Here is a 24,304-nt window from a genome sequence, read left to right on the forward strand (position 1 = left end):
GAGGTTAACGAATGAAACAATCAAAAACATTTATTCCAACTTTACGCGAAACACCAGCAGATGCTGAAGTAAAATCGCATCAGTTGTTATTACGCGCAGGATTTATCCGTCAAAATACAAGTGGAGTATACTCTTATTTACCGTTAGCTCGTAAAGTGCTTTCTAAGATTGAAAACATTGTACGTGAAGAAATGGATGCTATTGGTTCAAATGAAATTTTAATGCCTGCTTTACAATCAGCAGAGCTATGGGAAGAGTCAGGTCGTTGGGAAGCATATGGTCCAGAACTAATGCGTTTAACAGACCGTCACAACCGTCAATTTGCATTAGGACCAACACATGAAGAAGTTGTTACATCACTTGTTCGTGACGAGTTGAAATCGTACAAAAAATTACCATTAACGCTATATCAAATTCAAACAAAATTCCGTGATGAAAAACGCCCTCGCTTTGGTTTGTTACGTGGACGCGAATTTATCATGAAAGATGCTTATTCATTCCACGCATCATATGACAGTTTAGATGAAACATATAACGATATGGTGCAAGCTTATACAAATATCTTTAACCGTCTTGGTTTGAACTTCCGTGCAGTAATTGCTGACTCTGGTTCAATTGGTGGTACAGCAGGTACACATGAGTTCATGGTACTTTCTGAAATCGGTGAAGATACAATTGCTTACTCAGATTCTTCAGATTATGCAGCAAATATTGAAATGGCTGAAGTAAAAGTAGAATATAGCCATTCAGATGAAGACATGAAAGAATTAGAAAAAGTAGCAACACCAGACCAAAAAACAATCGAAGAAGTATCAGCTTTCTTAGATATCGTATCTGAAAATATTATTAAAACATTAGTATTTAAAGTAGACGAAGAATTAGTTGTTGTTTTATGTCGTGGCGACCACGAAGTAAATGACATTAAATTAAAAAATGCATTAGGTGCAACTTCTGTTGAACTAGCAGAAGATGCTGAAATTCATGAATTACTTGGTAGCCATATTGGTAGCCTAGGTCCAATTAAATTACCAATCGGTGTGAAAGTCGTTGCAGACCATGCGATTAAGTCGATTCGTAACGGTGTAGCTGGAGCGAACGAAGATGGTATGCATTATATCAATGTAAATCCAGGTCGTGACTTTGCGATTGATCGCTATGAGGATATCCGTTTCATCCAAGTTGGGGACCCATCTCCAGATGGTGAAGGTACAATTAAGTTTGCAGAAGGAATCGAAGTAGGACATGTCTTCAAATTAGGCACAAAATACTCTGATTCAATGAAAGCAACATTTTTAGATGAAAACGGTCGTGCGCAACCATTCATTATGGGTTGTTACGGTATTGGTGTATCACGTATTCTATCTGCAGTAGCAGAACAATGCCAAGATTCATACGGGTTTGTATGGCCAAAACAAATTGCGCCTTATGATGTGCATTTAATCTCGGTTAATCCAAAAGATGAAGCACAATTAGAACTAGGTGAAGAACTGTACAAATTATTAAAATCATATCGTTATGATGTATTATTTGATGAACGTGCAGAACGTGCGGGCGTTAAATTTACAGATGCAGATTTAATTGGTTTACCTGTTCGTATTACAGTAGGTAAAAAAGCTTCTGAAGGTATTGTAGAAGTGAAAATTCGTCATAGCGGCGAAACATTCGAATGTGCAAAAGAAGAAGTTGTGGATCGAATCAACAACATTTTTCAAACACTATAAGTCGATTGAAAAATACGTTATAAACGAATGAAGGAGGAAGGTTGTCTCTAAAAGTCATGTGTATAGATGACTTTTCAGGGCAGCCTTTTCGACTTTTAAACGAAAGGAGATTTATATGTCACAAGAAGCAGCAGAAGCACGTCAACAGTTTCATATTTTGTTACAACAAATTGGTTTAACTGAAGACCAAGATCTTCACTATGTAGAAGGCGGTGAATTACAGCGCTTAACGGTTCAAAAATCAAAACGTGTATGGTTATTTGCTTTGAAACTACCTCGTATTTTACCATATAGCTATTTTGCGCGTTTTGAGCAACATGTGATGAATGCTTTTAAAAGTATTGCAACAACACAATTAGCCATTACAGTTGCACAACCTGAAATAGATGAGGAGCTTATTCGTTCTTATTGGACGCGCGTCGTACAAGACCAAGATGAATTATCGCCCCCATTACGTGAAATTTTATCGAAGCAAGTGCCTGAAATGATGGGACAGAAGCTGGTTCTATATTGTAACCAAGACTTTGAACAAGCAACACTACGTAATAAATATGCAGAAAAATTAAGCGAAACTTATCAGCAATATGGATTCCCATCATTACACTTTGATTTCCAAGTGAAAGATGTTACACAGGAAATGGCGGAAGCACAGCAAAAATTCTTAGAACAGCGTCGTATTGAAGAAGAAGAAATTTCGAAAAAAGCAGTGGAAGACTTACAAAAACGTGAGAAGGAACGTCAACAAAATCCAGATGGTATTGATGTATCAAATCAACCATTCCAACTAGGTATTCCAATTAAGAATGATGAGAACTTTATGGAAATCCATCAAATTCAAGATGAAGAACGTCGCGTCATTATCGAAGGATTTGTATTCGATGCAGAGGTGAAAGAGCTGCGTAGTGGTCGTTCATTACTGACATTAAAAGTTTCAGACTACACAGATTCGATTCTTGTGAAGATGTTTTCGCGTGATAAAGAAGATGCTGCTATTATGCAGATGGCGAAAAAAGGGATGTGGGTGAAGGTACGAGGTTCTGTACAAAATGATACATTTGTACGTGATTTAATTGTGATGGCACAAGATATCGTTGAAACAAAACCGGTTATTCGACAAGATACAGCACCTGAAGATGAAAAGCGTGTTGAACTGCATCTACATACACCGATGAGTACGATGGATGCCGTTACACCAACAGCTGATTTAATTGCAGCAGCTGCAAAATGGGGGCACCCAGCCATTGCAATTACCGATCACAACGTAGCACAGTCATTCCCCGATGCACATAATGCAGGGAAAAAGCATGGCGTAAAAGTGATTTATGGTGTCGAAATTAATCTGGTAGATGATGGTGTACCAATCGCTTATGATGAACAACATATCGCTTTAGAAGATGCGACATATGTCGTCTTTGACGTTGAGACAACAGGTCTATCTGCAGCCTACGATACAATCATCGAATTAGCAGCTGTTAAGATTGTGAATGGTGAAGTAGTGGACAAGTTTGAGAGTTTTGCAAATCCACATCATAAATTATCTTCTACAACGATTGAATTGACAGGTATCACAGATGATATGGTACAGGATGCACCGGAAGTCGTCGATATGATTGCGAAATTCCATGACTTTATTGGTGATGGCATTGTTGTTGCACATAACGCATCATTTGATATTGGTTTCTTATACGAAGCATACAAACAAGCGAATATTGATGATTTCCATCATCCTGTAATTGATACATTAGAATTGGCACGTTTTTTACATCCAACGATGAAGAACCACCGTTTAAATACATTATGTAAAAAATTCAATATCGAATTAACACAGCATCACCGTGCGATTTATGATACGGAAGCGACAGGTTACTTACTACTTCATTTAATGAAGGAAGCAACTGCAAAAGGAATTGCATATCACGATGACTTTAATAAATATATCGGTGGTGGCGATGCTTACAAACGTGCACGACCAACGCATTGTACAGTACTTGCAAAAACAAATGATGGTCTAAAAAATATGTTCAAAATGTTGAGTGAATCTTACACAGAGACATTCTACCGTATGCCACGTATTAAGCGTTCAACACTACAGCGTTATCGTGAGGGCTTAGTTGTAGGATCAGGATGTAGTAAAGGTGAATTCTTTACAGCAGTCATGCAAAAATCATTAGATGAAGCAATCGAAATTGCGAAGTTCTATGATTATTTAGAAGTACATCCACCAGCAGTGTATGCACCACTTATTGAGTCAGAGTTAATTAAAGATGAGTGGAACATGCAAGATATTATTCGCAAAATTATTAAAGTTGGTAAAAAGTTAGATAAGCCTGTTATTGCGACAGGGAACGTACATTATTTACACAAAGAAGATGCGATTTTTAGACAGATTCTGATTCGTTCACAGGGTGGTGCGAATCCATTAAATCGTAATACACTACCAGACGTACATTTTAGAACAACGAATGAAATGCTCGATGAATTTGCTTTTTTAGGCGATGATGAGGCAAAACGAATTGTTGTAGAGAATTCACGTGCGCTAGCTGAACAAATGGATGAAGTTATTCCGTTAAAAGATGATTTATATACACCAAAAATTGATGGTGCTGAAGACGAAGTACGTCGTATGACATATGAGATGGCGCATCATATTTATGGTGAGGAATTACCTGAAATTGTCGAAAAACGGATTGATAAAGAATTGAAGTCGATTATCGGTCATGGTTTCTCTGTCATCTATTTAATTTCACATAAGCTTGTAAAAAAATCATTGTCTGATGGTTATTTAGTAGGTTCGCGTGGTTCTGTAGGTTCGTCACTCGTTGCGACCTTTATGGAGATTACAGAAGTAAATCCATTGCCACCACACTATGTCTGTCCAAACTGTAAAAAATCAGAGTTCTTCGATGATGGTTCTGTAGGTTCGGGCTACGACTTACCGAATAAAGATTGTCCAAATTGTCATGTTCCATACAGTAAAGATGGACAAGATATTCCGTTTGAAACCTTCTTAGGGTTCAAGGGAGACAAGGTACCCGATATTGATTTGAACTTCTCAGGTGAGTATCAACCACAGGCGCATAACTATACAAAAGTATTGTTCGGCGAAGACTATGCATTCCGTGCTGGAACAATTGGTACAGTAGCTGAAAAGACAGCATATGGTTATGTAAAAGGATATGGAACAGACCATAATATTAACTTTAGAGGAGCAGAAGTAGACCGCCTCGTTCAAGGTTGTACAGGCGTGAAACGAACAACAGGACAGCATCCAGGTGGTATCATTGTTGTACCGAACTATATGGATATTTTCGATTTTACACCGATTCAATATCCAGCAGATGATCAAGGTTCAGAATGGCGAACAACACACTTCGACTTCCATTCCATTCATGATAATATTTTAAAACTCGATATACTTGGACACGATGATCCGACTGTTATTCGTATGTTACTTGATTTAACAGGAATTGACCCGAAAACCATTCCAACAGATGACCCAGAAGTAATGGCAATCTTCCAAGGACCCGAACCTCTTGGTGTAACACCTGAACAAATTAAAGCAAAAACAGGAACGTATGGTATTCCTGAGTTTGGTACGAAGTTTGTACGTGGCATGTTAGAAGAAACGAAACCATCTACTTTCTCAGAGTTAGTTCAAATTTCAGGACTTTCACATGGAACAGATGTATGGCTTGGTAATGCAAGTGAGCTGATTGAAAATGGAACGTGTGTATTATCTGAAGTAATCGGTTGTCGTGACGATATTATGGTTTATTTAATCTATCAAGGGTTAGAACCTTCATTAGCCTTTAAAATTATGGAGCATGTGCGTAAAGGTAAAGGGTTAACGGAAGATATGGAAGAAGCGATGATGGCTGAAAATGTACCGAAATGGTATATCGAATCATGTAAGAAAATTAAGTACATGTTCCCGAAAGGTGCGACACGTTGGCAGTACAACCCTAACAGAAATGTTGGATAAAACTGCCCCGTTAAGAAAACGAAGACATTAAACTAAAACAGTTTTCTTATAGAGAACTGTATAAAACGATTCGGAAGGTGAAATCCCTTTCCACTACTTACAGGGAGTAGTGAAACACCCTAAACACTGCGACTGGCTTGGAATTTCTCACAAAGGAAAAGTCAGAGAGCTCGCTAAAGTTCATCTCGAAAGCATGACAAGTAGATGTCAGTAGAGGTGGGGGTCCTATAAAAGTTGCTATGGTAAGGAGACGAACTCTCGCTTGGAAAGGCTCGTAAGGACAGCTTCACTGAGAAGTGGAGACTACTGCTTGCAGTAGTTCATCTGTGGTCATCCTATCTTTTGGGGGTGTGACTGCGTTTATCCATTCGAAGGATATTCGGCACAGCAAGTAACCTGCTTTTGCTGTACTAGGTGACGGGTCAGAGAGAGTACCTAAGGCAACCATAATGAAGGGATAGTTTTATACGGAACGTGTGAAGGCTACTAGACTGATGGAGGAGCCAAATGAAGTCTTGAAAGTAGGAAATGACTTTCTTAAAGTAGCTGGCAGCAGCCCGTAGTAGTGTTGAAGCATTTGTAATGGATGTGGAGCGAAGGGGCATAGTCAAACGAAGGATTTATAAACAATCGCTAATGCTAAGAAACTCCGTTGAGAATAAATTACTTGGTAAGTGTAACTAATACGATTTTATTGTAGAGGTGACTACCATTGAAACTTAGCATACCGAAATCAGAAGAAGAATTTCAACAATTAAAAGATAGGTTATATGAAGAAACGAAAGTAGCTCTATCTCAAAATAAACAACCAATTTTTAAAGGTATGCTTGAAGTAGCACAATGTGACGTTGTGATTCTAACTGCAATTCATAAACTGAAGAGCAATAAAGGTAGCAATACTGCTGGTGTAGATGAAAAAACGATGCGTACTGATATTCTAAATAAAGACTTTAAAAAAGTCTTAAAGGAAGTTAAAAATCAGTTTCAGCAATATACACCGAATATGGTTAGAAGAGTACACATCCTAAAAGATAATGGAGAAACAAGACCACTTGGAATTCCAACTATCACTGATAGAGTAGTTCAGGAGTGCATTCGAAGTGTATTAGAACCAATATGTGAAGCTCAATTTTTCGAGCATTCTTATGGTTTTAGACAATGGAGAAGTACAGAACATGCACTCAGTCGAGTAACAGATGTCGTACAGAAAACAGGTTATCATTGGGTTATTGAAGGCGATATTTCAAAATTTTTCGATACAGTCAATCATACGAAATTGATTAAAATACTTTGGTCGTTTGGCATTCAAGATAGACGCATTTTAATGATGATAAAAGCAATGCTTCGATCAGGCGTGATGGATGAGATTATAAAAAATGATTTAGGAACTCCACAGGGTGGTATTATTTCACCACTATTAGCAAATGTATATTTAACTCCTTTTGATAACTTTGTTACAAGAGAGTATGAACGAAAAAAGTTGAGAAAAAAATACAGTTCAGGACAGCGAAGTTTGATACTGCGGGGATTGTCTGGGAAACCTAGAATTAAACCAATTCCATGTTACCTCATTCGTTATGCGGATGATTGGGTAGTTGTAACGAACAGTAAAGAGAATGCTGAAAAACTTGTATATAAATACGAAAAGTATTTGCGGGGAACCCTGAAACTTACACTTTCCACAACAAAGACGAAAATTACAAATGTTCGTTCAAAAGCTATTGAGTTTTTAGGTTATAAATATAGACAAGTCCGAGGAAAAGCACAAAAAGGCTATATTTCTAGAACAAAGCCGATTGAAGATAAATTCGATAAGAAAATGATCGAATTGCTAAAAGACATTAAGATGCTGAAAAAATGTAAAGATACCGAAACACTTATTTCAGATGTAAACATCATCAACTCAAAAATACGGGGGCTTATAAACTATTATCAAGTGACAACTTGGGGTTCTGAGTCTATGAAAAAGTATAATCAACGAGTGAGATGGGCGGCTTATAGAGCGATTAGGCGAAGGCTTGGTGCAAAAAGTGCTAAAGGGAAAAACAAAAAGGTTGACTGGATAAGTGCCAACCAACCTTTGTACAAACTTATTAGAACTGCATAGCAACTATACCACAGCTTTACCAGCACTGAAATATAAAGAGCATGTAATTGGTATAACAGACTTAGCGTTTATTAAGTTTCAACAACCTACTTTGTTTAATCAAATGGAAACACCATTTACTAAAGAAGGTAGGAAACGTCATTTAACACGATTAAGAAAAAGACCAAAACAGTTTCGTATGGATTTTATATTCGGTGCAGATGCCATGGCAACACGAAGATTATTGGCTAGTAAGAAAAAGAAAAAACGGTTGTATAACTTTGAGTTTTATCTAAATAGGGCATATGCTTTTAATCGAGATAAAGGGAAATGTAGAATATGTGGAAAAGAAATTGCTCCACATGAAATTGAGACACATCATGTTAATCCGAATTTAACAACTGAACTTGTTAATCGGGTAAACAACTTAGCTTCATTACATGATATTTGTCACAATGACATGCATAATTCCTCATTAACTGAAACTTTATTATTTGCTAAAGGTTATACTACAACTTCAGTAAAGAAAATTCTTAACTTCAGAAATAAAATAGCGATGAATTAGTTTATAAACGTTTGATGGAACGCCGTATGAATCGAAAGGTTCACGTACGGTGTGAAGTGGGGGAAAATGAAGTCCTAACGAGTAAGGTCGAGGATGGACTTACCTATCACTATCCCATGCGGCTGCCTATGTCTTAATGGCGGTGCGTATTGCTTATTTCAAAGTTCATTTCCCAATCGTTTACTACTGTGCGTACTTTACAGTTCGTGCCTCTGATTTTGATTTACTTGCGATGGTGAATGGCTCTGAAACAATCAAAGCACGTATTGAAGAAATTGAGAGCAAGGGATTAGAGGCATCGGTTAAAGAGCGCTCTTTACAAACAGTTTTAGAACTTGCTTTAGAAATGACAGAACGTGGTTTAACAATTCAAAAAGTGGATTTATATCGCTCAAAAGCAACAGAATTCGTCATTGATGGGGATTCTTTAATTCCACCATTCAATGCGATTCCAGGCTTGGGAAATAACGTAGCTGAAGCGATTGTACGCGCAAGACAAGATGGTGAATTTTTATCAAAAGAAGATTTACAAATTCGTGGTCGCGTATCGAAAACATTGATTGAGTATATGGATAAATTAGGTTGTTTAGAAGGTATGCCAGATGCTAATCAATTATCGCTATTCTAGGGTTTACTTGCATAAATCGTGAATTGATGCTAAAATAAAAACAATTACTTTGTTGATAGAACAGACGGCAAAAGAGTGGGGATTCCTCACTCTTTTCTGTTTGTATTTATCAGTAACTCTAAAGTCAGGAGGATTGTATGAGCAAAATTACTACGGAAATCGAAGAACTTGTAAAGCCAATCGTTGAGGAGCTTACATTGGAGCTAGTAGAGGTTGAGTTTGTAAAAGAGGGGCGCGATTGGTTTTTACGTGTATATGTTGATACTCCTGAAGGCAATATTGATATCGATCAATGCGCACAAGTGAGTGAGCGTTTAAGCGAAAAGTTAGATGAAAAAGATCCGATTTCACAAAATTATTACCTTGAAGTATCTTCTCCAGGAGCAGAACGCCCTTTAAAAAAGGAAGCTGATTACATTCAAGCAATTGGCCAATACGTTCACATCAAGACATACGAAGCAATTGATGGCAAAAAAGTATTTGAAGGTTACTTAACATCTTATACAGATGAAGGTGCCGCATTAGACATGTTAATCAAAACAAGAAAAGTAAAAGCATTAATTCCGAAAGAGAAAATTGCGACAGCTCGCTTAGCAATTGATTTTTCTAAAGAACAATAATCTAGGAGTGAAACAAAAATGGGCAAGGAACTAGTAGGTGCTCTTAAAGCGCTTGAAGAAAAAGGAATCTCACGTGAAATTATCGTAGATGCAATTGAAGCGGCATTAATTACAGCATATAAGAAGAACTATGACGAAGCGAATGTACGTGTTGACTTAAATCTTGATAAAGGAACAATGCATCTGTATTCACGCAGAGAAGTTGTTGAAAAGTCAGAAGATGATTTATTAGAAATGTCTTTAGAAGATGCACGCCAAATCAACCCAGCGTATGAGATTGGTGACATTGTTGAAACAGAGGAAGTGCCACGCGACTTCGGACGTATTGCAGCAACAACAGCAAAACAAATTATGACACAACGTTTCCGCGAAGCAGAACGTGGCTTAATTTATGAAGAGTATGTAGATCGTGCAGACGATATTATCAACGGTGTTGTAGAACGTCTTGATGCACGTAATATCTATGTAGGAATTGGCAAAATCGAAGCGGTATTATTACCGAACGAGCAAATTCCAGGTGAATCATATGAGCCACATGATCGTATTAAAGTGTACATTACAAAAGTAGAACGTTCTTCTAAAGGACCTCAAGTATTCGTTTCAAGAACACACCCAGGTTTATTACGCCGTCTATTTGAATTAGAAGTACCAGAAATTTTTGAAGGTACAGTTGAAATCAAAACAATTGCACGTGAAGCAGGAGATCGTTCAAAAATCTCTGTTATCGCGCATAACGATGAAGTAGATCCAGTTGGTGCATGTGTTGGTACAAAAGGTGCACGTGTCCAAACGATTGTAAATGAATTAAACGGTGAGAAAATTGACATTGTAGAATGGTCAGAAGATCCAGTTGAATTCGTAGCGAACGCACTTAGCCCATCAAAAGTATTAGATGTTCAAGTAAATGAAGAAGAAAAATCAACATTAGTTGTCGTACCAGATTACCAACTATCATTAGCAATTGGTAAACGCGGTCAAAATGCACGTTTAGCAGCGAAATTAACAGGTTGGAAAATCGATATTAAATCTGAAACAGACGCAACAGAGCAAGGCCTATATGACCCAGCGAATGCAACAATCGTTGTAAAAGAAGAGTCATCTGTAGAAGAAGATGTAGAAATCGATTTATATCACGACGAAGATTAATTGAAAGGTGTTTAGAAGATGCCAGTCAATCGAAAAGTACCATTAAGAAAATGTTGTGCAACAGGTGACATGTTACCGAAAAAGGACATGGTACGTGTTGTACGTTCAAAAGAAGGCGAAGTATCCGTAGACGAGACTGGTAAAAAGTCTGGTCGCGGTGCTTACGTATCGAAATCAGAAGCTGCAGTAGAAGCAGCAAAGAAGAAGAATGTTTTGAAAAATCAATTAGAAGTTGAAATTCCAGAACATATCTATGATGATTTGCTAGCAGTTATTCGAAAGGGTAAATAACATGACAACTGAACAAGCCATTTTAAATTTACTAGGAATTGCAGCGAGAGCAAGACAAGTAGTATCAGGCGAAGAACAAGTGGTGAAGGAAGTTCGAGGACAATCGGCTAAACTTGTGATTTTATCCACAGATGCTTCAAAGAATACGCAAAAAAAGTTGCGCGATAAATGTAACTCATTTCAAGTTGAATTGCATGAATTTAGTACACGTGAAGTACTAGGTCATGCGACAGGTCGAGAAACACGTGTATCCTTAGCAATTATGGACCGCGGTTTTGCGAAAAAACTGTCGGAGTTATTCCAACAACTTGAATCACAATAATGCAGTACATGAGGAATCAAGACAGAAGCTGTCAAATAAGATCCAAGTGTGAAAGTCCTTATTTCACCAAGTCATCAATGAGCGCCAAGGGACAGCCAGGAACTCGTCCTGCTATTAGTTCGATGACGATGTAAGAAATTAATAGCGAACACTCAAAAATTTCATATGAATAAGGATGTACTATGACAAATAACTCATCTAATAATAATAAAACAAATACTTCACGCCCGTCTTCAGGCGGCAATAACGCAGGTCGTGGCGGACAACAAAATCGTGGCGGACAAAACCGCGGAGGACAAGCAGGTGGTCGTCCACAACAACGTCGTCGTCCAGGAATTAACGGAGGTCAACGTCGTAAAAACCGTCCAGCTCCACAACCTGTAGCACCAAAAGCATTACCAGAAAAAATCACGTTTTATGAATCATTAACTGTAGGAGAGTTAGCGAAAGAGCTAGGTCGCGAGCCTTCAGAAATCGTTAAAAAATTATTCTTACTTGGTGTAATGGCAACAATTAACCAAGAATTAGATAAAGATACAATCGAATTAATCGCTACAGACTACGGTGTAGAAGTAGAAGAAGAAATTCGTATTGACCGTACTGATTTAGAAACATATTTCGAAGATGAAGAAGTAGTAGAAGATGCTGAAGCAGTAGAGCGTCCTCCAGTTGTAACAATTATGGGTCACGTTGACCACGGTAAAACAACATTACTAGACTCAATTCGTAACACAAAAGTAACTGCAGGTGAAGCAGGTGGTATCACACAACATATCGGTGCTTACCAAGTAGAAGTAGAAGGCAAAAAAATCACATTCCTTGATACACCAGGACATGCTGCATTCACAACAATGCGTGCACGTGGTGCGAAAGTTACTGATTTAACAATTCTAGTTGTAGCAGCTGATGATGGTGTTATGCCACAAACAGTTGAAGCAATCAACCATGCGAAAGCTGCAGAGGTTCCAATTATCGTTGCAGTAAACAAAATGGATAAACCTTCAGCGAACCCAGATCGTGTTATGCAAGAATTAATGGAACATGGTTTAGTAGCAGAATCTTGGGGTGGCGAAACAATCTTCGTACCAATTTCTGCACTAAAAGGTGAAGGAATTGATCAACTTCTTGAAATGATTTTATTAGTTTCAGAAGTAGGCGAATTAAAAGCGAATCCAAAACGTAATGCAATGGGTACTGTAATTGAAGCACAACTTGATAAAGGTCGCGGTTCAGTTGCAACACTTTTAGTACAGAATGGTACATTAAAAGTAGGTGACCCAATCGTTGTAGGTCATGCTCACGGTCGTGTACGTGCGATGATTAATGACCATGGTCGTCGTGTAAAAGAAGCAGGTCCATCAACACCAGTTGAAATCACAGGTTTAAGTGATGTGCCACAAGCTGGCGATCGTTTCGTTGTATTCGATGACGAGAAATCTGCACGTCAAGTAGCAGAAGCACGTGAAATGACAGCAATCCAAGAACAACGTGGCGAAGGTCAACGTGTAACATTAGATAACCTATTCGAACAAATGAAGCAAGGCGATATGAAAGAATTAAACTTAATCGTAAAAGCTGACGTACAAGGTACAGTAGAAGCGATGGCTGCTTCATTAATGAAAATTGAAGTAGAAGGCGTTAACGTGAAAATTATTCACACAGGCGCAGGTGCGATTACAGAGTCTGATATTTCATTAGCAGCAGCATCAAATGCAATCGTAATTGGTTTCAACGTACGTCCAGATACAAATGCAAAACGTGCAGCAGAACAAGAAGGCGTTGATATTCGCCAACACCGTATCATCTACAAAGTAATCGAAGAGATTGAAGCGGCGATGAAAGGGATGCTTGACCCAGAATACGAAGAAAAAGTTGTGGGTAATGCAGAAGTACGTGAAACATTCAAAGTATCAAAAGTGGGTACAATTGCAGGTGGTTACGTTACAGACGGTAAGTTAGTACGTGACGCAGGTGTACGTGTTATTCGTGAAGGTATCGTTATTTTCGAAGGTGAATTATCTTCATTAAAACGATTCAAAGACGATGCAAAAGAAGTAGCAAAAGGTTACGAATGTGGTTTCACAATTGCAAACTTTAACGATATTAAAGTGGGCGATGTAATTGAAGCATACGTAATGGAAGAAATTAAACGCTAATGATTGTTTATGTGGAGTGTGAATTTATGATTCCAGCCGCACATTCATTAAAAGAAAAAAGAGCTGTGTTAGAAAAGATGAAAGTCCGGACCAAACAGCGTTATAATATAGCTATCTCAGAGATTGATCATCAAAATGTTTGGCAAAGAACACGCTTAGCAATCGTGACCGTTTCCTCGAATAAGCAAGCTGCTGATCGGGAAATGGATCACGCCATTGCACATTTAGAGTCGAATCCTGAGTGGGAACTTCTTGATTTATATCGAGAATATTTATGAAACTGAGGTGAATCGATTATGTCATTACGTTCAAATCGAGTAGCTGAGCAAATTAAAAAAGAGCTTGGCGATATTATTGGTCGTAAGCTAAAAGACCCTCGTGTAGGATTTGTTACAGTTACAGATGTAGAAGTAACAGGCGATTTACAACAAGCGACAATTTATATTACTAGTTTAGGTACAGAACGAGAAAAACAGGAAACATTAAAAGGGCTCGAAAAAGCAAAAGGCTTTATTCGCTCTGAAATTAGCAAGCGTATCCGTTTACGCATTGCTCCTGAACTATTTTTCGAATTTGATGCCTCAATTGAGTACGGTAATCATATTGACGATTTGTTACGCAAACTGCACGAATCTGATAGATAACAATCGTAAAAAAGAGGCTGTCCTTTATTGGATCAGCCTCTCTTTTTTATGTAAATGGAGGTATATAAATGCACGGGATTTTACCATTATGGAAAGAAGCAGGCATGACATCTCATGACTGTGTATTTAAATTAAGAAAAATTTTAGGCACGAAAAAAGTAGGGCATACAGGTACACTTGATCCAGCAGTAGAAGGTGTGCTACCGATTTGTGTAGGCAATGCAACACGTTTAGCAGAATATATTACAGACGCAGGAAAAGTATATGAAGCGGTTGTATCGATTGGAACTGCAACAACGACAGAAGATGCAGAAGGTGAAGTCGTTGCACAAGATCACACGCATAAAGTGATTACACGTGAAGCAATTGAACAAGCTTTGCACTCACTAACAGGTACAATTGAACAAACACCGCCAATGTACTCTGCTGTTAAAGTAAATGGTCGTAAACTATATGAGTATGCACGTGCTGGTCAAACAGTGGAACGTCCGACACGACTTGTCGAAATCAAAGAATTAACATTACTTGAGCCGCAAGAAGTATATGAAGGTGAAGAAGTAGCATTTTCTATTCGAATTGCTTGTGGAAAAGGAACTTACATTCGTACGCTTTCAGTTCAAATCGGTGAGATCCTTGGCTACCCAGCTCATATGAAACAACTTGTACGTACGATGTCAGGGAGTTATACACAGGATGAATGTAAAACACTTGGTGAATTACAAGAGATGAAAGAACAAGGAACATTGAATGAAGTGATTCGCCCGCTTGAAACCGCATTAACAGAATACCCACAAATTGCGATTACAGATGCAAATCGAAAAGAAATTTCGAATGGACAAGTGCTTCCAGTACACCCTTCTCTAAAAGAATCTGATAAGATAGTGTACGTGGAAAATAATCAGGCTGTAGCTATTTATGTAGTACATCCAACTAAAACAGGATTAATGAAACCCGAAAAGATGTTTCCTAAAGTAAACTAGGAGGTTACGACATGCAAGTTGTACAATTATCATATCCAAACCAAATTACTTCAGAACAATTAACAGGTCCTTACTCACTTGCGCTAGGATTTTTTGATGGCGTACATAGAGGGCATCAAGCGGTGATTAATAAAGCGAAAGAAAAAGCGGAAGAAACGGGGACAAAATTAGCAGTTATGACATTTGACCCTCACCCTTCAATTGTTCTTGGTCAAAGTAAAGAAAAAGTATTTTACATTACACCACTACAACAAAAAATCGCGATTTTAGAAGAATCGGGTGTTGATACGTTATTCGTCGTTCGGTTTACATCTGACTTTGCACAATTATCACCAGAGGAATTCGTCCAACTATTTATTAAAGACTTAGGTGTACAACATGTCACAGCAGGTTTTGATTATACATTTGGACGAAAAGGTAGTGGAACGATGACGGATATGCCCGCGCTATGTGGTGAGGACATTACCGTGCAAGTAGTTGAAAAACAAATAAAAGATGATGAGAAAATCAGCTCTACTCGTATTCGTACATTATTAAAAGAAGGTAATCTAAAAGAGGTTCACGCATTATTAGGTAGACCATATCGTACACCGGGAGTAGTAGTACATGGTGATAAACGTGGACGCACAATTGGATTCCCAACGGCAAATGTACAAGCAGATGAAGGTAGTTTTATTCCAGCAAATGGTGTCTATGTAGTCAAGGTGCGTGTACAACAAGAATGGTTTGTTGGTGTATGTAATATTGGGTACAAACCAACATTTAAAAATCCAAACGAGAAAAACTTAACAATCGAAGTGCATATCGTAGATTTTGATAAAAATATTTACGGAGAAGCAGTAGCGATTGATTGGTACGATTGGGTACGTCCAGAGCAAAAATTCAATGGAATTGAAGCACTTGTTGCACAACTCACAAAAGATAAACAAGCCGCAATCGATTTCTTTAAAGAAGCGGAGTAAGGTAGAGAGAATCGTTTATTTTACTGTGATTTTAGTTGCGTAGAGACCTTCTTTATGTTACTATTTCATAAGTGACTTGATAAAAGCACAGAACCTTTACTTGGTATTTCGATTCTCCAACGAATCACTCAGTAACAGGGGATATTTTATAATTTGGGAGGTGTATTCAAGATGGCATTAACACAAGAACGTAAAAATGAAATCATCGCTGAATACCGTACACATGAAAGTGATACTGGATCTCCAGAAGTACAAATCGCTGTACTAACTGAAGATATCAACAACTTAAACGAGCACTTACGTACTCATAAAAAAGATCACCATTCACGTCGCGGTTTATTCAAAATGGTAGGTCGTCGTCGTAACTTACTGAAATATCTTCGTGAAAACGATGTTCAACGTTACCGTGAATTAATTGGTAAACTTGGCTTACGTCGATAAAATGCAACTTGAAAAAGCGGGCTAGTCCCGCTTTTTCTTTATGTTACAGAAAAAAAGAATCACACGCCAATCCCAAAATATGAAAAATTGCTTCATCAAGTATGAAATGTTTCGCAATGAAAACACATTTTTGATAAACTAGCTAGTGATTACATAAATAAAATAAATGGCAATACGGTTTTTGAGAGAGGAGTTCAATAAATGAACGAAAAAAAGGTATATAGCTATGAGTGGGCAGGTAAGCCATTAGTTGTAGAAGTAGGTCAATTAGCAAAACAAGCAAACGGTGCAGTTATGGTACGCTACGGTGACACAGCAGTACTTTGTAACGCAACAGCTTCAAAAAAACCAAAGCAAACAGATTTCTTCCCATTAACAGTAAACTACGAAGAAAAAATGTATGCTGCTGGTAAAATTCCAGGTGGATTCGTTAAACGTGAAGGTCGTCCTTCAGAAAAAGCCGTTTTAACATCTCGTTTAATCGACCGTCCAATCCGTCCGCTATTCCCTGATGGTTTCCGTAATGAAGTACAAGTAATCTCTATGGTTATGTCGAATGATCCAGATTGTAGTTCAGAAATGGCTGCAATGCTAGGTTCTTCACTTGCATTAATGGTATCAGATATTCCATTTGATGGCCCAATCGCAGGTGTAACAATCGGTATGATCGATGGTGAATTCATTGTCAACCCAACAGTGGAACAATTAAAAAATTCAACAATTGATTTAACAGTTGCAGGTACAAAAGATGCCATTAACATGGTTGAAGCTGGCGCACTTGAAGTACCAGAAGAAACAATGTTAGAAGCGATTGTTTTCGGTCATGAAGAAATCAAAAAAGTAATTGCCTTCCAAGAGCAAGTTGCTGCTGAATGTGGTAAAGAAAAAATGGAAGTACAGTTACAAACAATCAATGAAGAATTATATGAAGAAATTAAAGCTGCACACGAAACAGAAATGAATGCAGCCATTCAAACACATGAAAAACATGCACGCGATGAAGCAATCGAAGCTGTTAAATCAGTTGTAGTAGCTGCATATGAAGAGAAATTAGCAGACGCAGAAGATCGTGATGCAACATTAAAACAAGTAAATGAAATTTTAGATAAAATGGTGAAAGACGAAGTACGTCGTTTAATCACAGAAGATAAGGTACGTCCTGATGGTCGTAAATTAGACGAAATTCGTCCTCTATCATCTGAAGTTGGTTTATTACCACGTACACACGGTTCGGGTCTATTCACACGTGGTCAAACACAAGCACTATCAATTTGTACACTAGGTTCATTAAGTGATGTACAAATTATCGATGGTTTAGGTGTAGAAGAAAACAAGCGCTTCATGCACCACTACAACTTCCCACAATTCTCTGTTGGTGAAACAGGACCAATGCGTGGACCAGGTCGTCGTGAAATTGGTCACGGTGCATTAGGTGAACGTGCATTATTAGCAGTTATTCCAGATGAAGCAGACTTCCCTTACACAATCCGTTGTGTATCTGAAGTATTAGAATCAAATGGTTCAACTTCTCAAGCGTCAATCTGTGGTTCAACACTTGCGATGATGGATGCAGGTGTACCTTTAAAAGCACCGGTAGCAGGTATTGCAATGGGCTTAATCAAAAAAGGTGAACACTACTCAATCTTAACAGATATTCAAGGTATGGAAGACCACTTAGGCGATATGGACTTCAAAGTAGCAGGTACAGCTAAAGGTGTAACAGCACTACAAATGGATATTAAAATCGACGGTTTATCACGTAAAATTTTAGAAGAAGCATTAACACAAGCAAAACACGGTCGTATGGTGATTCTTGAGTCAATGTTACAAACAATTGCTGAACCACGTGAGCACTTATCTGCATATGCACCAAAAATTAAATCAATTCATATTAAACCAGATAAAATCCGTGATGTTATTGGACCTGGTGGTAAACAAATCAATAAAATTATTGATGAAACAGGCGTAAAAATTGATACGGAACAAGATGGTACAATCTTTATCTCATCAGTTGATGAAGAGATGATTCAACGTGCACAAGATATGATCGAAAGTATCGTACGTGAAGCAAAAGTAGGCGAGTACTACTTAGGTAAAGTAAAACGTATCGAGAAATTCGGTGCTTTCCTTGAAATCTTCCCAGGTAAAGATGGTTTATTACACATCTCTGAGATTCAAGATGAGCGCACGAAAAATGTTGAAGACGTATTAAAAATCGGTGACGAGCTATTTGTAAAATGTATCGAAATCGACCGTCAAAATCGTGTCAACCTTTCTCGTAAAGTCGTTGTTCAAGAAGAAAAAGAAAAAGCAGCTGATTAATTTTTAATGTAATGAGTTGAATGCAGAAAGAGGTATGCCTTGTCGCTTTTCGAACGTAATTGAAAAGCAAAGGGTATACCTCTTTTTTAAAATAGGAGTGAAAAAATGTTAGAAAAATATACAGCTAAAAATGGTTTGCGTATTGTAGCAGAAAAAATGCCTCACGTTCGTTCTGTATCTTTTGGTATTTGGGTAAATGTCGGTTCGCGTTATGAAACACCAGAAGAGAATGGTTTAACACATTTTATTGAGCATATGCTATTTAAAGGAACGAAAACACGTAGTGCTAAACAAATTGCAGAAGACTTTGATCGCATCGGTGCCCAGACAAATGCTTTTACATCAAAAGATCAAACATGTTATTACGTTGTCGCGATGGATCAACAAATTGAAGAAGCTGTGACGATATTAGCGGATATGTTTTTCCATTCTGTATTTGATCCAGAAGAAATGGAAAAAGAAAAACAAGTGATTGCAGAGGAGATGGCAATGACAGAAGATACACCAGATGATGATGTAGATGAACGTTTGTGGGCAGCGATGTTTGAAGGACATCCACTTGGCGCACCGATTCTAGGAACAGAGAAAACATTACAATCGTTTACGCAACAACAAGTAAAGGATTTTATTCGTACGCACTATACTCCAGATCAAGTAGTGTTATCAGTTGCGGGGAATTTTGATGATGCACTCATTTCAAAACTACAAACATTATTTAACCAATTTGAAAATGAAGAATCACGCGGTGTGATTACATTCGATCAGCCTGTTTTCCATGCAGTAGAAACAACGAAGAAAAGCCAAGTTGAGCAAGCACATGTTGTCATTGGCTTCCCAGGTCTTGCTGTAACAGATGAGCAAACAATCCCGTACCTTGTCATGAATAATATCTTTGGTGATTCGATGTCGTCGCGTTTATTCCAAAAAGTACGTGAAGAAAAAGCGCTTGCTTATACGGTATATTCATATTACGCAGCTTATCAAGATACAGGTGCATTCATGATTTATGGTGGTACATCGGTGAAACAGCGTGAACTAATGGAAAAAACAATCTTTGAAGTAATTGAAGAGTTTAAACAGACAGGTATTACAGAAGAAGAATTAATTTCAGCGAAACGTCAGTTGGAAAGTGATTTATTGTTAGGGCTTGAAACATCGTATGATTACATGACACGCAACGCGAAGAATGAAATTATTTATGGTCGTGAGCGTACAATTGAAGAAGCGCTAGAACTATTAAGCCATGTAACGGTTGAGCAGGTGAATGCTCAAATTGCAGCAACTTTTAATCAACCACATGCGAAATCAATCATTAGTAGTGAATTTTAAAAAATCTCCCTTATTGGGAGTTTTTTATTTGGATATGAATCGATTGTATTTTAAAAACCATTTAACACTTAAAAATAAAAAAAGAAAGAAAATGGTATTTCAATAGCCTTTTAAGTTGAAAAAAGATTTAATATACTAAATAATTGAATTATTATACACAATTCAATTGGGGTATGGTACAATTACGCCATTATATATTGGAATAGGGAGAGATGTTTGAATGGCTAAAGAATTAACAGTAGCTGTTGTAGGAGCTACAGGTGCAGTAGGAACAAAGATGATGGAGCAGCTTGCGAAGCGAAAGTTTCCAGTTGGTAAGCTGAAATTACTTGCATCAAAGCGCTCAGCAGGGAATACACTGGATTTTGCTGGTCAAACATACACAATTGAAGAAGCAACACCAGAAGCTTTTGAAGGCATAGATGTTGCGTTATTTAGTGCAGGAGGTTCGGTTTCAAAAGCATTAGCAAAAGAGGCTGCAAAACGTGGTGCAGTTGTGATTGATAATACAAGTGCATTCCGTATGGACCCAGAAGTACCACTTGTTGTACCAGAAGTAAACCGTGCGGATTTAAAAGAACATAATGGAATCATTGCGAATCCAAACTGTTCAACAATCCAAATGGTTGTCGCACTAGAGCCAATTCGTCAAGCATTTGGTTTGAAAAATATTATTGTATCTACATACCAAGCCGTATCTGGTTCAGGTGTCAGTGCAATTGAAGAATTACATCAGCAAAGTCTTGCGTGGGACGAAGGTAAAAATGTAGAAGCCAATATTTTACCTGTAAAGAGCGACAAGAAGCATTTCCCAATCGCACGTAATGTACTACCACAAATTGATGTATTCACAGAAAATGGTTTTACGTACGAAGAAATGAAAATGATTAACGAAACGAAGAAAATTATGCATGATGATGCATTAGCAGTTGCAGCAACATGTGTACGTGTACCAGTTGTAGCAGGTCATTCTGAGTCTGTATTTGTAGAAGTAGATAAAGCGGGTGTAACAGTAGAAGAATTCCGTAAAGCATTAGAAAATGCACCAGGCGTTGTTGTACAAGATGATATCACGAATCAACAATATCCAATGCCGTTATTTGCAGAAGGCGAAGATCCAACATTTGTTGGACGTATTCGTAAAGACTTAGCAAATGATTGCGGATTCCATCTATGGATTGTAGCAGATAACCTATTAAAAGGTGCTGCACTGAATTCAATTCAAATTGCGGAAGCCATGTTAGAAGACGGACTACTATAATATAAAAATAATAAAGGGGTTGGATTTTTTATGAATATTGGTAATATTGGGACGGCAATGGTAACACCATTTACAAAAGACGGCGGGATGGTTGACTATAAACATTTAGCAGGCATGATTGAACATTTAATTAAAACAGGTACAGATACAATTGTTGTATTAGGTACAACAGGGGAAGTACCAACACTTTCGACAGAAGAAAAATTAGATGTATTAAAATACACAGTCGATCAAGTAAATGGACGTGTACCAGTTATCGCGGGTGTAGGTGACAACGAAACATACTACTCAAAAATTATGGCACAAAAAGCTGAAGTTGCTGGGGTAGACGGGGTTATGCTTGTAGCACCGTACTATAATAAGCCGAACCAACGTGGCATTTATGCTCACTTTGAGGATATTGCGCAATCTGTTTCAGTTCCTGTCATGCTTTATAATATTCCAGGACGTACTGGAATTAATATCGAACCAGATACAGTAGCAAAATTAAGTAAAATTCCAAACATCCAAATTATTAAAGAAGCAAGTGGTGATTTAGATCAAATGACTGAAATTCTTTCTTTAACAGATGATGACTTCACAGTATATAGCGGTGATGATGGTATTACATTACCACTTCTTGCAGCAGGTGGTCATGGCGTTATTTCTGTAGCAGCACATGTTGTTGGGGAAGATATGCAGCGTATGATTTCTTTATTTAAAGAGGGACGCCATGCAGAAGCAGCAAAAATTCACCAAGCATTATTACCATTAATTCGTGCTCTATTTGCACAACCAAGTCCAGCACCTGTTAAATATGCATTATCGAAACTAGGTTTATGTAACGAAAATGTTCGTTTACCAATCGTTAGTTTAACAGATGAAGAAAAAGCAGCATTTGATCAAGTTTGGGATCACTATTTCCAAACACAAAAAACATTTGCTTAATTCAATAATTATAATGAGCTGTTCATCTGAAACGCATAGATGAACGGCTTGTTTTTTATTTTTTAGAAATAGAGTCTAGATTTTTTCTGAAATAAAAATAGAAGGAACCGTCATTTCTTAATTGTGAAAAACGGTTTCAAGCCTTATAATGAATGTAAGTGGTTGCTGTACGGGATTATTTTAGGAGGAAAAGAAGTGGCTAAAACTAAAAATGAAGTTATACGCGTCATTCCACTAGGTGGCGTTAGTGAAATTGGCAAAGCGATGTACGTCGTAGAAATTGACGAAGATCTATTTGTCGTAGATAGTGGATTAATGTTCCCAGAAGATGATATGTTAGGAATCGATTATGTTATTCCAGATATGTCGTTCTTAGTAGAGAACAAAGAACGTGTGAAAGGTATTTTCTTAACGCATGGTCATGAAGATGCGATTGGCTCAATTGCTTATTTATTAAATAAAGTAAATGCACCAGTTTATGGCTCTAAATTGACGATTGCTCTTGCAAAAGAACATTTAAAAGAGAAGCCTGCTCCACATCAAGTGAAGTTCTTTGAAGTAACAAATAAAAGTCGTATGAATTTTAAAACAACCTATGTAACATTCTTTAATACAACACATAGTATTCCAGATTCATTAGGTATTGTGTTCCATACATCAGAAGGTGCAATTGTACACACAGGTGAGTTCAAATTCGACCAATCTGCACAAGGAAAGTATCGTCCAGATATTTCAAAAATGGCGCAACTAGGAGACGAAGGCGTATTTATTTTGATGTCAGATTCTACAGAAGCAGAACGTCCTGGTCATACAATTTCTGAAAATGTCGTAAAAGAAAGACTAGAAAAAACATTCCATCAAGCAGAAGGACGTATTTTAGTTGCTTGTTATGCTTCAAACTTTATTCGTATTCAACAAGTCTTTGACCAAGCAGTAGCACTTGAGAAAAAAGTAGCGATTGTTGGTAGAAGTTTAGAAAATACATTTGAAGTTGGAATGCGCTTAGGTTATTTATCAATCGACCCAGAATACGTAATCCCAGTAAGTAAGATGAACGATTATGAAGACCAAGAAATTGTAGCAATTATTACAGGAAATCAAGGTGAACCACTAGAAGGTTTAGAAAAAATTATCCGTAAACATCACCGTGATATCCGTTTAAAACCCTCAGATACGGTTTTAATTACATTCACTCCATCTCCAGCAATGGAAGTGCAAATTTCTGAGACAATGAACACATTAGCAAAAATGGGCGTAAAAGTAATGGCTGCTGATAAGAAAGTACACGTATCAGGTCATGGTTCTCAAGAAGATTTAAAAATGATGATCAACTTAATGCGACCAAAATATTTCATTCCAATTCAAGGTGAATACCGCATGTTAATTTCACATTCGAAATTGGCACAAGAATTAGGTATGAATAAAAAACAAATTTTCATCGCAGATAAAGGCGATATCGTTGAATATAAGAACGGTAAAATGCGTATGGCAGGTCGTGTCAATGCAGGTAACGTTCTAATTGATGGTATTGGTGTCGGTGACGTAGGTAATATCGTATTACGTGACCGTAAACTATTAAGTCAAGATGGTATTTTTATTGTCGTTGTGACAATCAATAAAAAATCAAAACAAATTGCTTCAGGTCCAGAAATTTTATCTCGTGGTTTCGTATATGTACGTGAATCAGAAGAATTAATGGATGAGTCTGCGAAATTAGTTCGTGGCGTTGTAGAGAAGTATGTAAGTAAAGGTTCATATGAATGGACTGCAATCAAACAAGAGATTCGTGATACGTTGAATAGTTATCTATTCCAACAAACGAAGCGTCGTCCAATGATTATCCCAATTATTATGGAATACTAAGAAGCAACGAATAAAAGGATTTCCTTACCAATACGGGTAGGAAATCCTTTTTTGTTTT

General features: G+C 37.6%; 19 protein-coding genes and 1 pseudogene. All 20 read left to right on the forward strand.

From position 1 onward, the window contains the following. Window positions 1–11 precede the first annotated feature (11 nt). The 20 genes and pseudogenes from QN089_RS03935 to QN089_RS04030 all read left to right on the forward strand — a co-directional run bounded on the left by QN089_RS03935 (window position 12) and on the right by QN089_RS04030 (window position 24,246). Window positions 12–1,721, forward strand: coding sequence for a proline--tRNA ligase (locus tag QN089_RS03935; RefSeq protein WP_068454766.1), 1,710 nt, complete (start codon window positions 12–14; stop codon window positions 1,719–1,721). A gap of 115 nt (window positions 1,722–1,836) precedes the next feature. Next, on the forward strand, window positions 1,837–5,703 hold the full coding sequence (locus tag QN089_RS03940; protein ID WP_285216005.1) for a PolC-type DNA polymerase III: 3,867 nt from the start codon (window positions 1,837–1,839) through the stop codon (window positions 5,701–5,703). A gap of 712 nt (window positions 5,704–6,415) precedes the next feature. After that, a complete protein-coding gene (gene ltrA / locus QN089_RS03945) occupies window positions 6,416–7,810 on the forward strand; it encodes a group II intron reverse transcriptase/maturase (RefSeq protein WP_285216006.1) in 1,395 nt (464 codons plus the stop codon). Then, on the forward strand, window positions 7,770–8,354 hold the full coding sequence (locus QN089_RS03950) for an HNH endonuclease (protein ID WP_285216007.1): 585 nt from the start codon (window positions 7,770–7,772) through the stop codon (window positions 8,352–8,354). The genes ltrA and QN089_RS03950 overlap by 41 nt, the downstream gene beginning before the upstream one ends. 112 nt (window positions 8,355–8,466) lie before the next feature. Then, window positions 8,467–8,982 (forward strand): annotated as a pseudogene (locus QN089_RS03955) (helix-hairpin-helix domain-containing protein); the annotation flags it as partial. A 137-nt stretch (window positions 8,983–9,119) separates the two neighbouring features. Next, entirely contained in the window at window positions 9,120–9,602 is a 483-nt protein-coding gene (gene rimP / locus QN089_RS03960; RefSeq protein WP_068454760.1) for a ribosome maturation factor RimP, read from the forward strand. Window positions 9,603–9,620: 18 nt separating this feature from the next. Then, the gene (gene nusA, locus QN089_RS03965) at window positions 9,621–10,748 is read left to right on the forward strand and encodes a transcription termination factor NusA (RefSeq protein WP_285216008.1); all 1,128 of its coding nucleotides are present in this window, start codon (window positions 9,621–9,623) and stop codon (window positions 10,746–10,748) included. An 18-nt stretch (window positions 10,749–10,766) separates the two neighbouring features. Continuing rightward, complete coding sequence (gene rnpM, locus QN089_RS03970) at window positions 10,767–11,039, forward strand: RNase P modulator RnpM (protein ID WP_068454754.1); 273 nt, start codon at window positions 10,767–10,769, stop codon at window positions 11,037–11,039. A 1-nt stretch (window position 11,040) separates the two neighbouring features. After that, window positions 11,041–11,361: a YlxQ family RNA-binding protein gene (locus QN089_RS03975; protein ID WP_068454751.1), complete on the forward strand. Its 321-nt coding sequence runs from the start codon at window positions 11,041–11,043 to the stop codon at window positions 11,359–11,361. Window positions 11,362–11,543: 182 nt separating this feature from the next. Continuing rightward, window positions 11,544–13,517, forward strand: a complete 1,974-nt coding sequence (gene infB, locus QN089_RS03980) for a translation initiation factor IF-2 (protein ID WP_068454748.1) — start codon at window positions 11,544–11,546, stop codon at window positions 13,515–13,517. Further along, on the forward strand, window positions 13,517–13,795 hold the full coding sequence (locus tag QN089_RS03985) for a DUF503 domain-containing protein (protein ID WP_068454745.1): 279 nt from the start codon (window positions 13,517–13,519) through the stop codon (window positions 13,793–13,795). Before infB ends, QN089_RS03985 begins: the two co-directional genes overlap by 1 nt. A gap of 18 nt (window positions 13,796–13,813) precedes the next feature. After that, window positions 13,814–14,161 carry a 30S ribosome-binding factor RbfA gene (gene rbfA, locus QN089_RS03990; RefSeq protein ID WP_068454743.1) on the forward strand — a complete coding sequence of 116 codons (348 nt, stop codon included), beginning with the start codon at window positions 13,814–13,816 and terminating at the stop codon, window positions 14,159–14,161. Window positions 14,162–14,229: 68 nt separating this feature from the next. After that, window positions 14,230–15,141, forward strand: a complete 912-nt coding sequence (gene truB, locus QN089_RS03995; protein ID WP_068454740.1) for a tRNA pseudouridine(55) synthase TruB — start codon at window positions 14,230–14,232, stop codon at window positions 15,139–15,141. Window positions 15,142–15,152: 11 nt separating this feature from the next. After that, window positions 15,153–16,103 carry a riboflavin biosynthesis protein RibF gene (ribF, locus tag QN089_RS04000; protein WP_068454737.1) on the forward strand — a complete coding sequence of 317 codons (951 nt, stop codon included), beginning with the start codon at window positions 15,153–15,155 and terminating at the stop codon, window positions 16,101–16,103. 171 nt (window positions 16,104–16,274) lie between these two features. Continuing rightward, the gene (rpsO, locus tag QN089_RS04005) at window positions 16,275–16,544 is read left to right on the forward strand and encodes a 30S ribosomal protein S15 (RefSeq protein WP_087680152.1); all 270 of its coding nucleotides are present in this window, start codon (window positions 16,275–16,277) and stop codon (window positions 16,542–16,544) included. Window positions 16,545–16,745: 201 nt separating this feature from the next. Beyond that, the gene (gene pnp, locus QN089_RS04010) at window positions 16,746–18,866 is read left to right on the forward strand and encodes a polyribonucleotide nucleotidyltransferase (protein ID WP_285216009.1); all 2,121 of its coding nucleotides are present in this window, start codon (window positions 16,746–16,748) and stop codon (window positions 18,864–18,866) included. A gap of 105 nt (window positions 18,867–18,971) precedes the next feature. Further along, window positions 18,972–20,195 carry a M16 family metallopeptidase gene (locus tag QN089_RS04015; RefSeq protein WP_285216010.1) on the forward strand — a complete coding sequence of 408 codons (1,224 nt, stop codon included), beginning with the start codon at window positions 18,972–18,974 and terminating at the stop codon, window positions 20,193–20,195. A 220-nt stretch (window positions 20,196–20,415) separates the two neighbouring features. Then, window positions 20,416–21,456: an aspartate-semialdehyde dehydrogenase gene (locus tag QN089_RS04020; protein ID WP_285216011.1), complete on the forward strand. Its 1,041-nt coding sequence runs from the start codon at window positions 20,416–20,418 to the stop codon at window positions 21,454–21,456. A 30-nt stretch (window positions 21,457–21,486) separates the two neighbouring features. Next, the gene (dapA, locus tag QN089_RS04025; RefSeq protein WP_285216012.1) at window positions 21,487–22,383 is read left to right on the forward strand and encodes a 4-hydroxy-tetrahydrodipicolinate synthase; all 897 of its coding nucleotides are present in this window, start codon (window positions 21,487–21,489) and stop codon (window positions 22,381–22,383) included. Between the two features lie 195 nt (window positions 22,384–22,578). Continuing rightward, complete coding sequence (locus tag QN089_RS04030; RefSeq protein ID WP_068454720.1) at window positions 22,579–24,246, forward strand: ribonuclease J; 1,668 nt, start codon at window positions 22,579–22,581, stop codon at window positions 24,244–24,246. Window positions 24,247–24,304: the final 58 nt, after the last annotated feature.

This window comes from Kurthia sp. YJT4 (assembly GCF_030219945.1).
Lineage (GTDB): Bacteria > Bacillota > Bacilli > Bacillales_A > Planococcaceae > Kurthia > Kurthia gibsonii.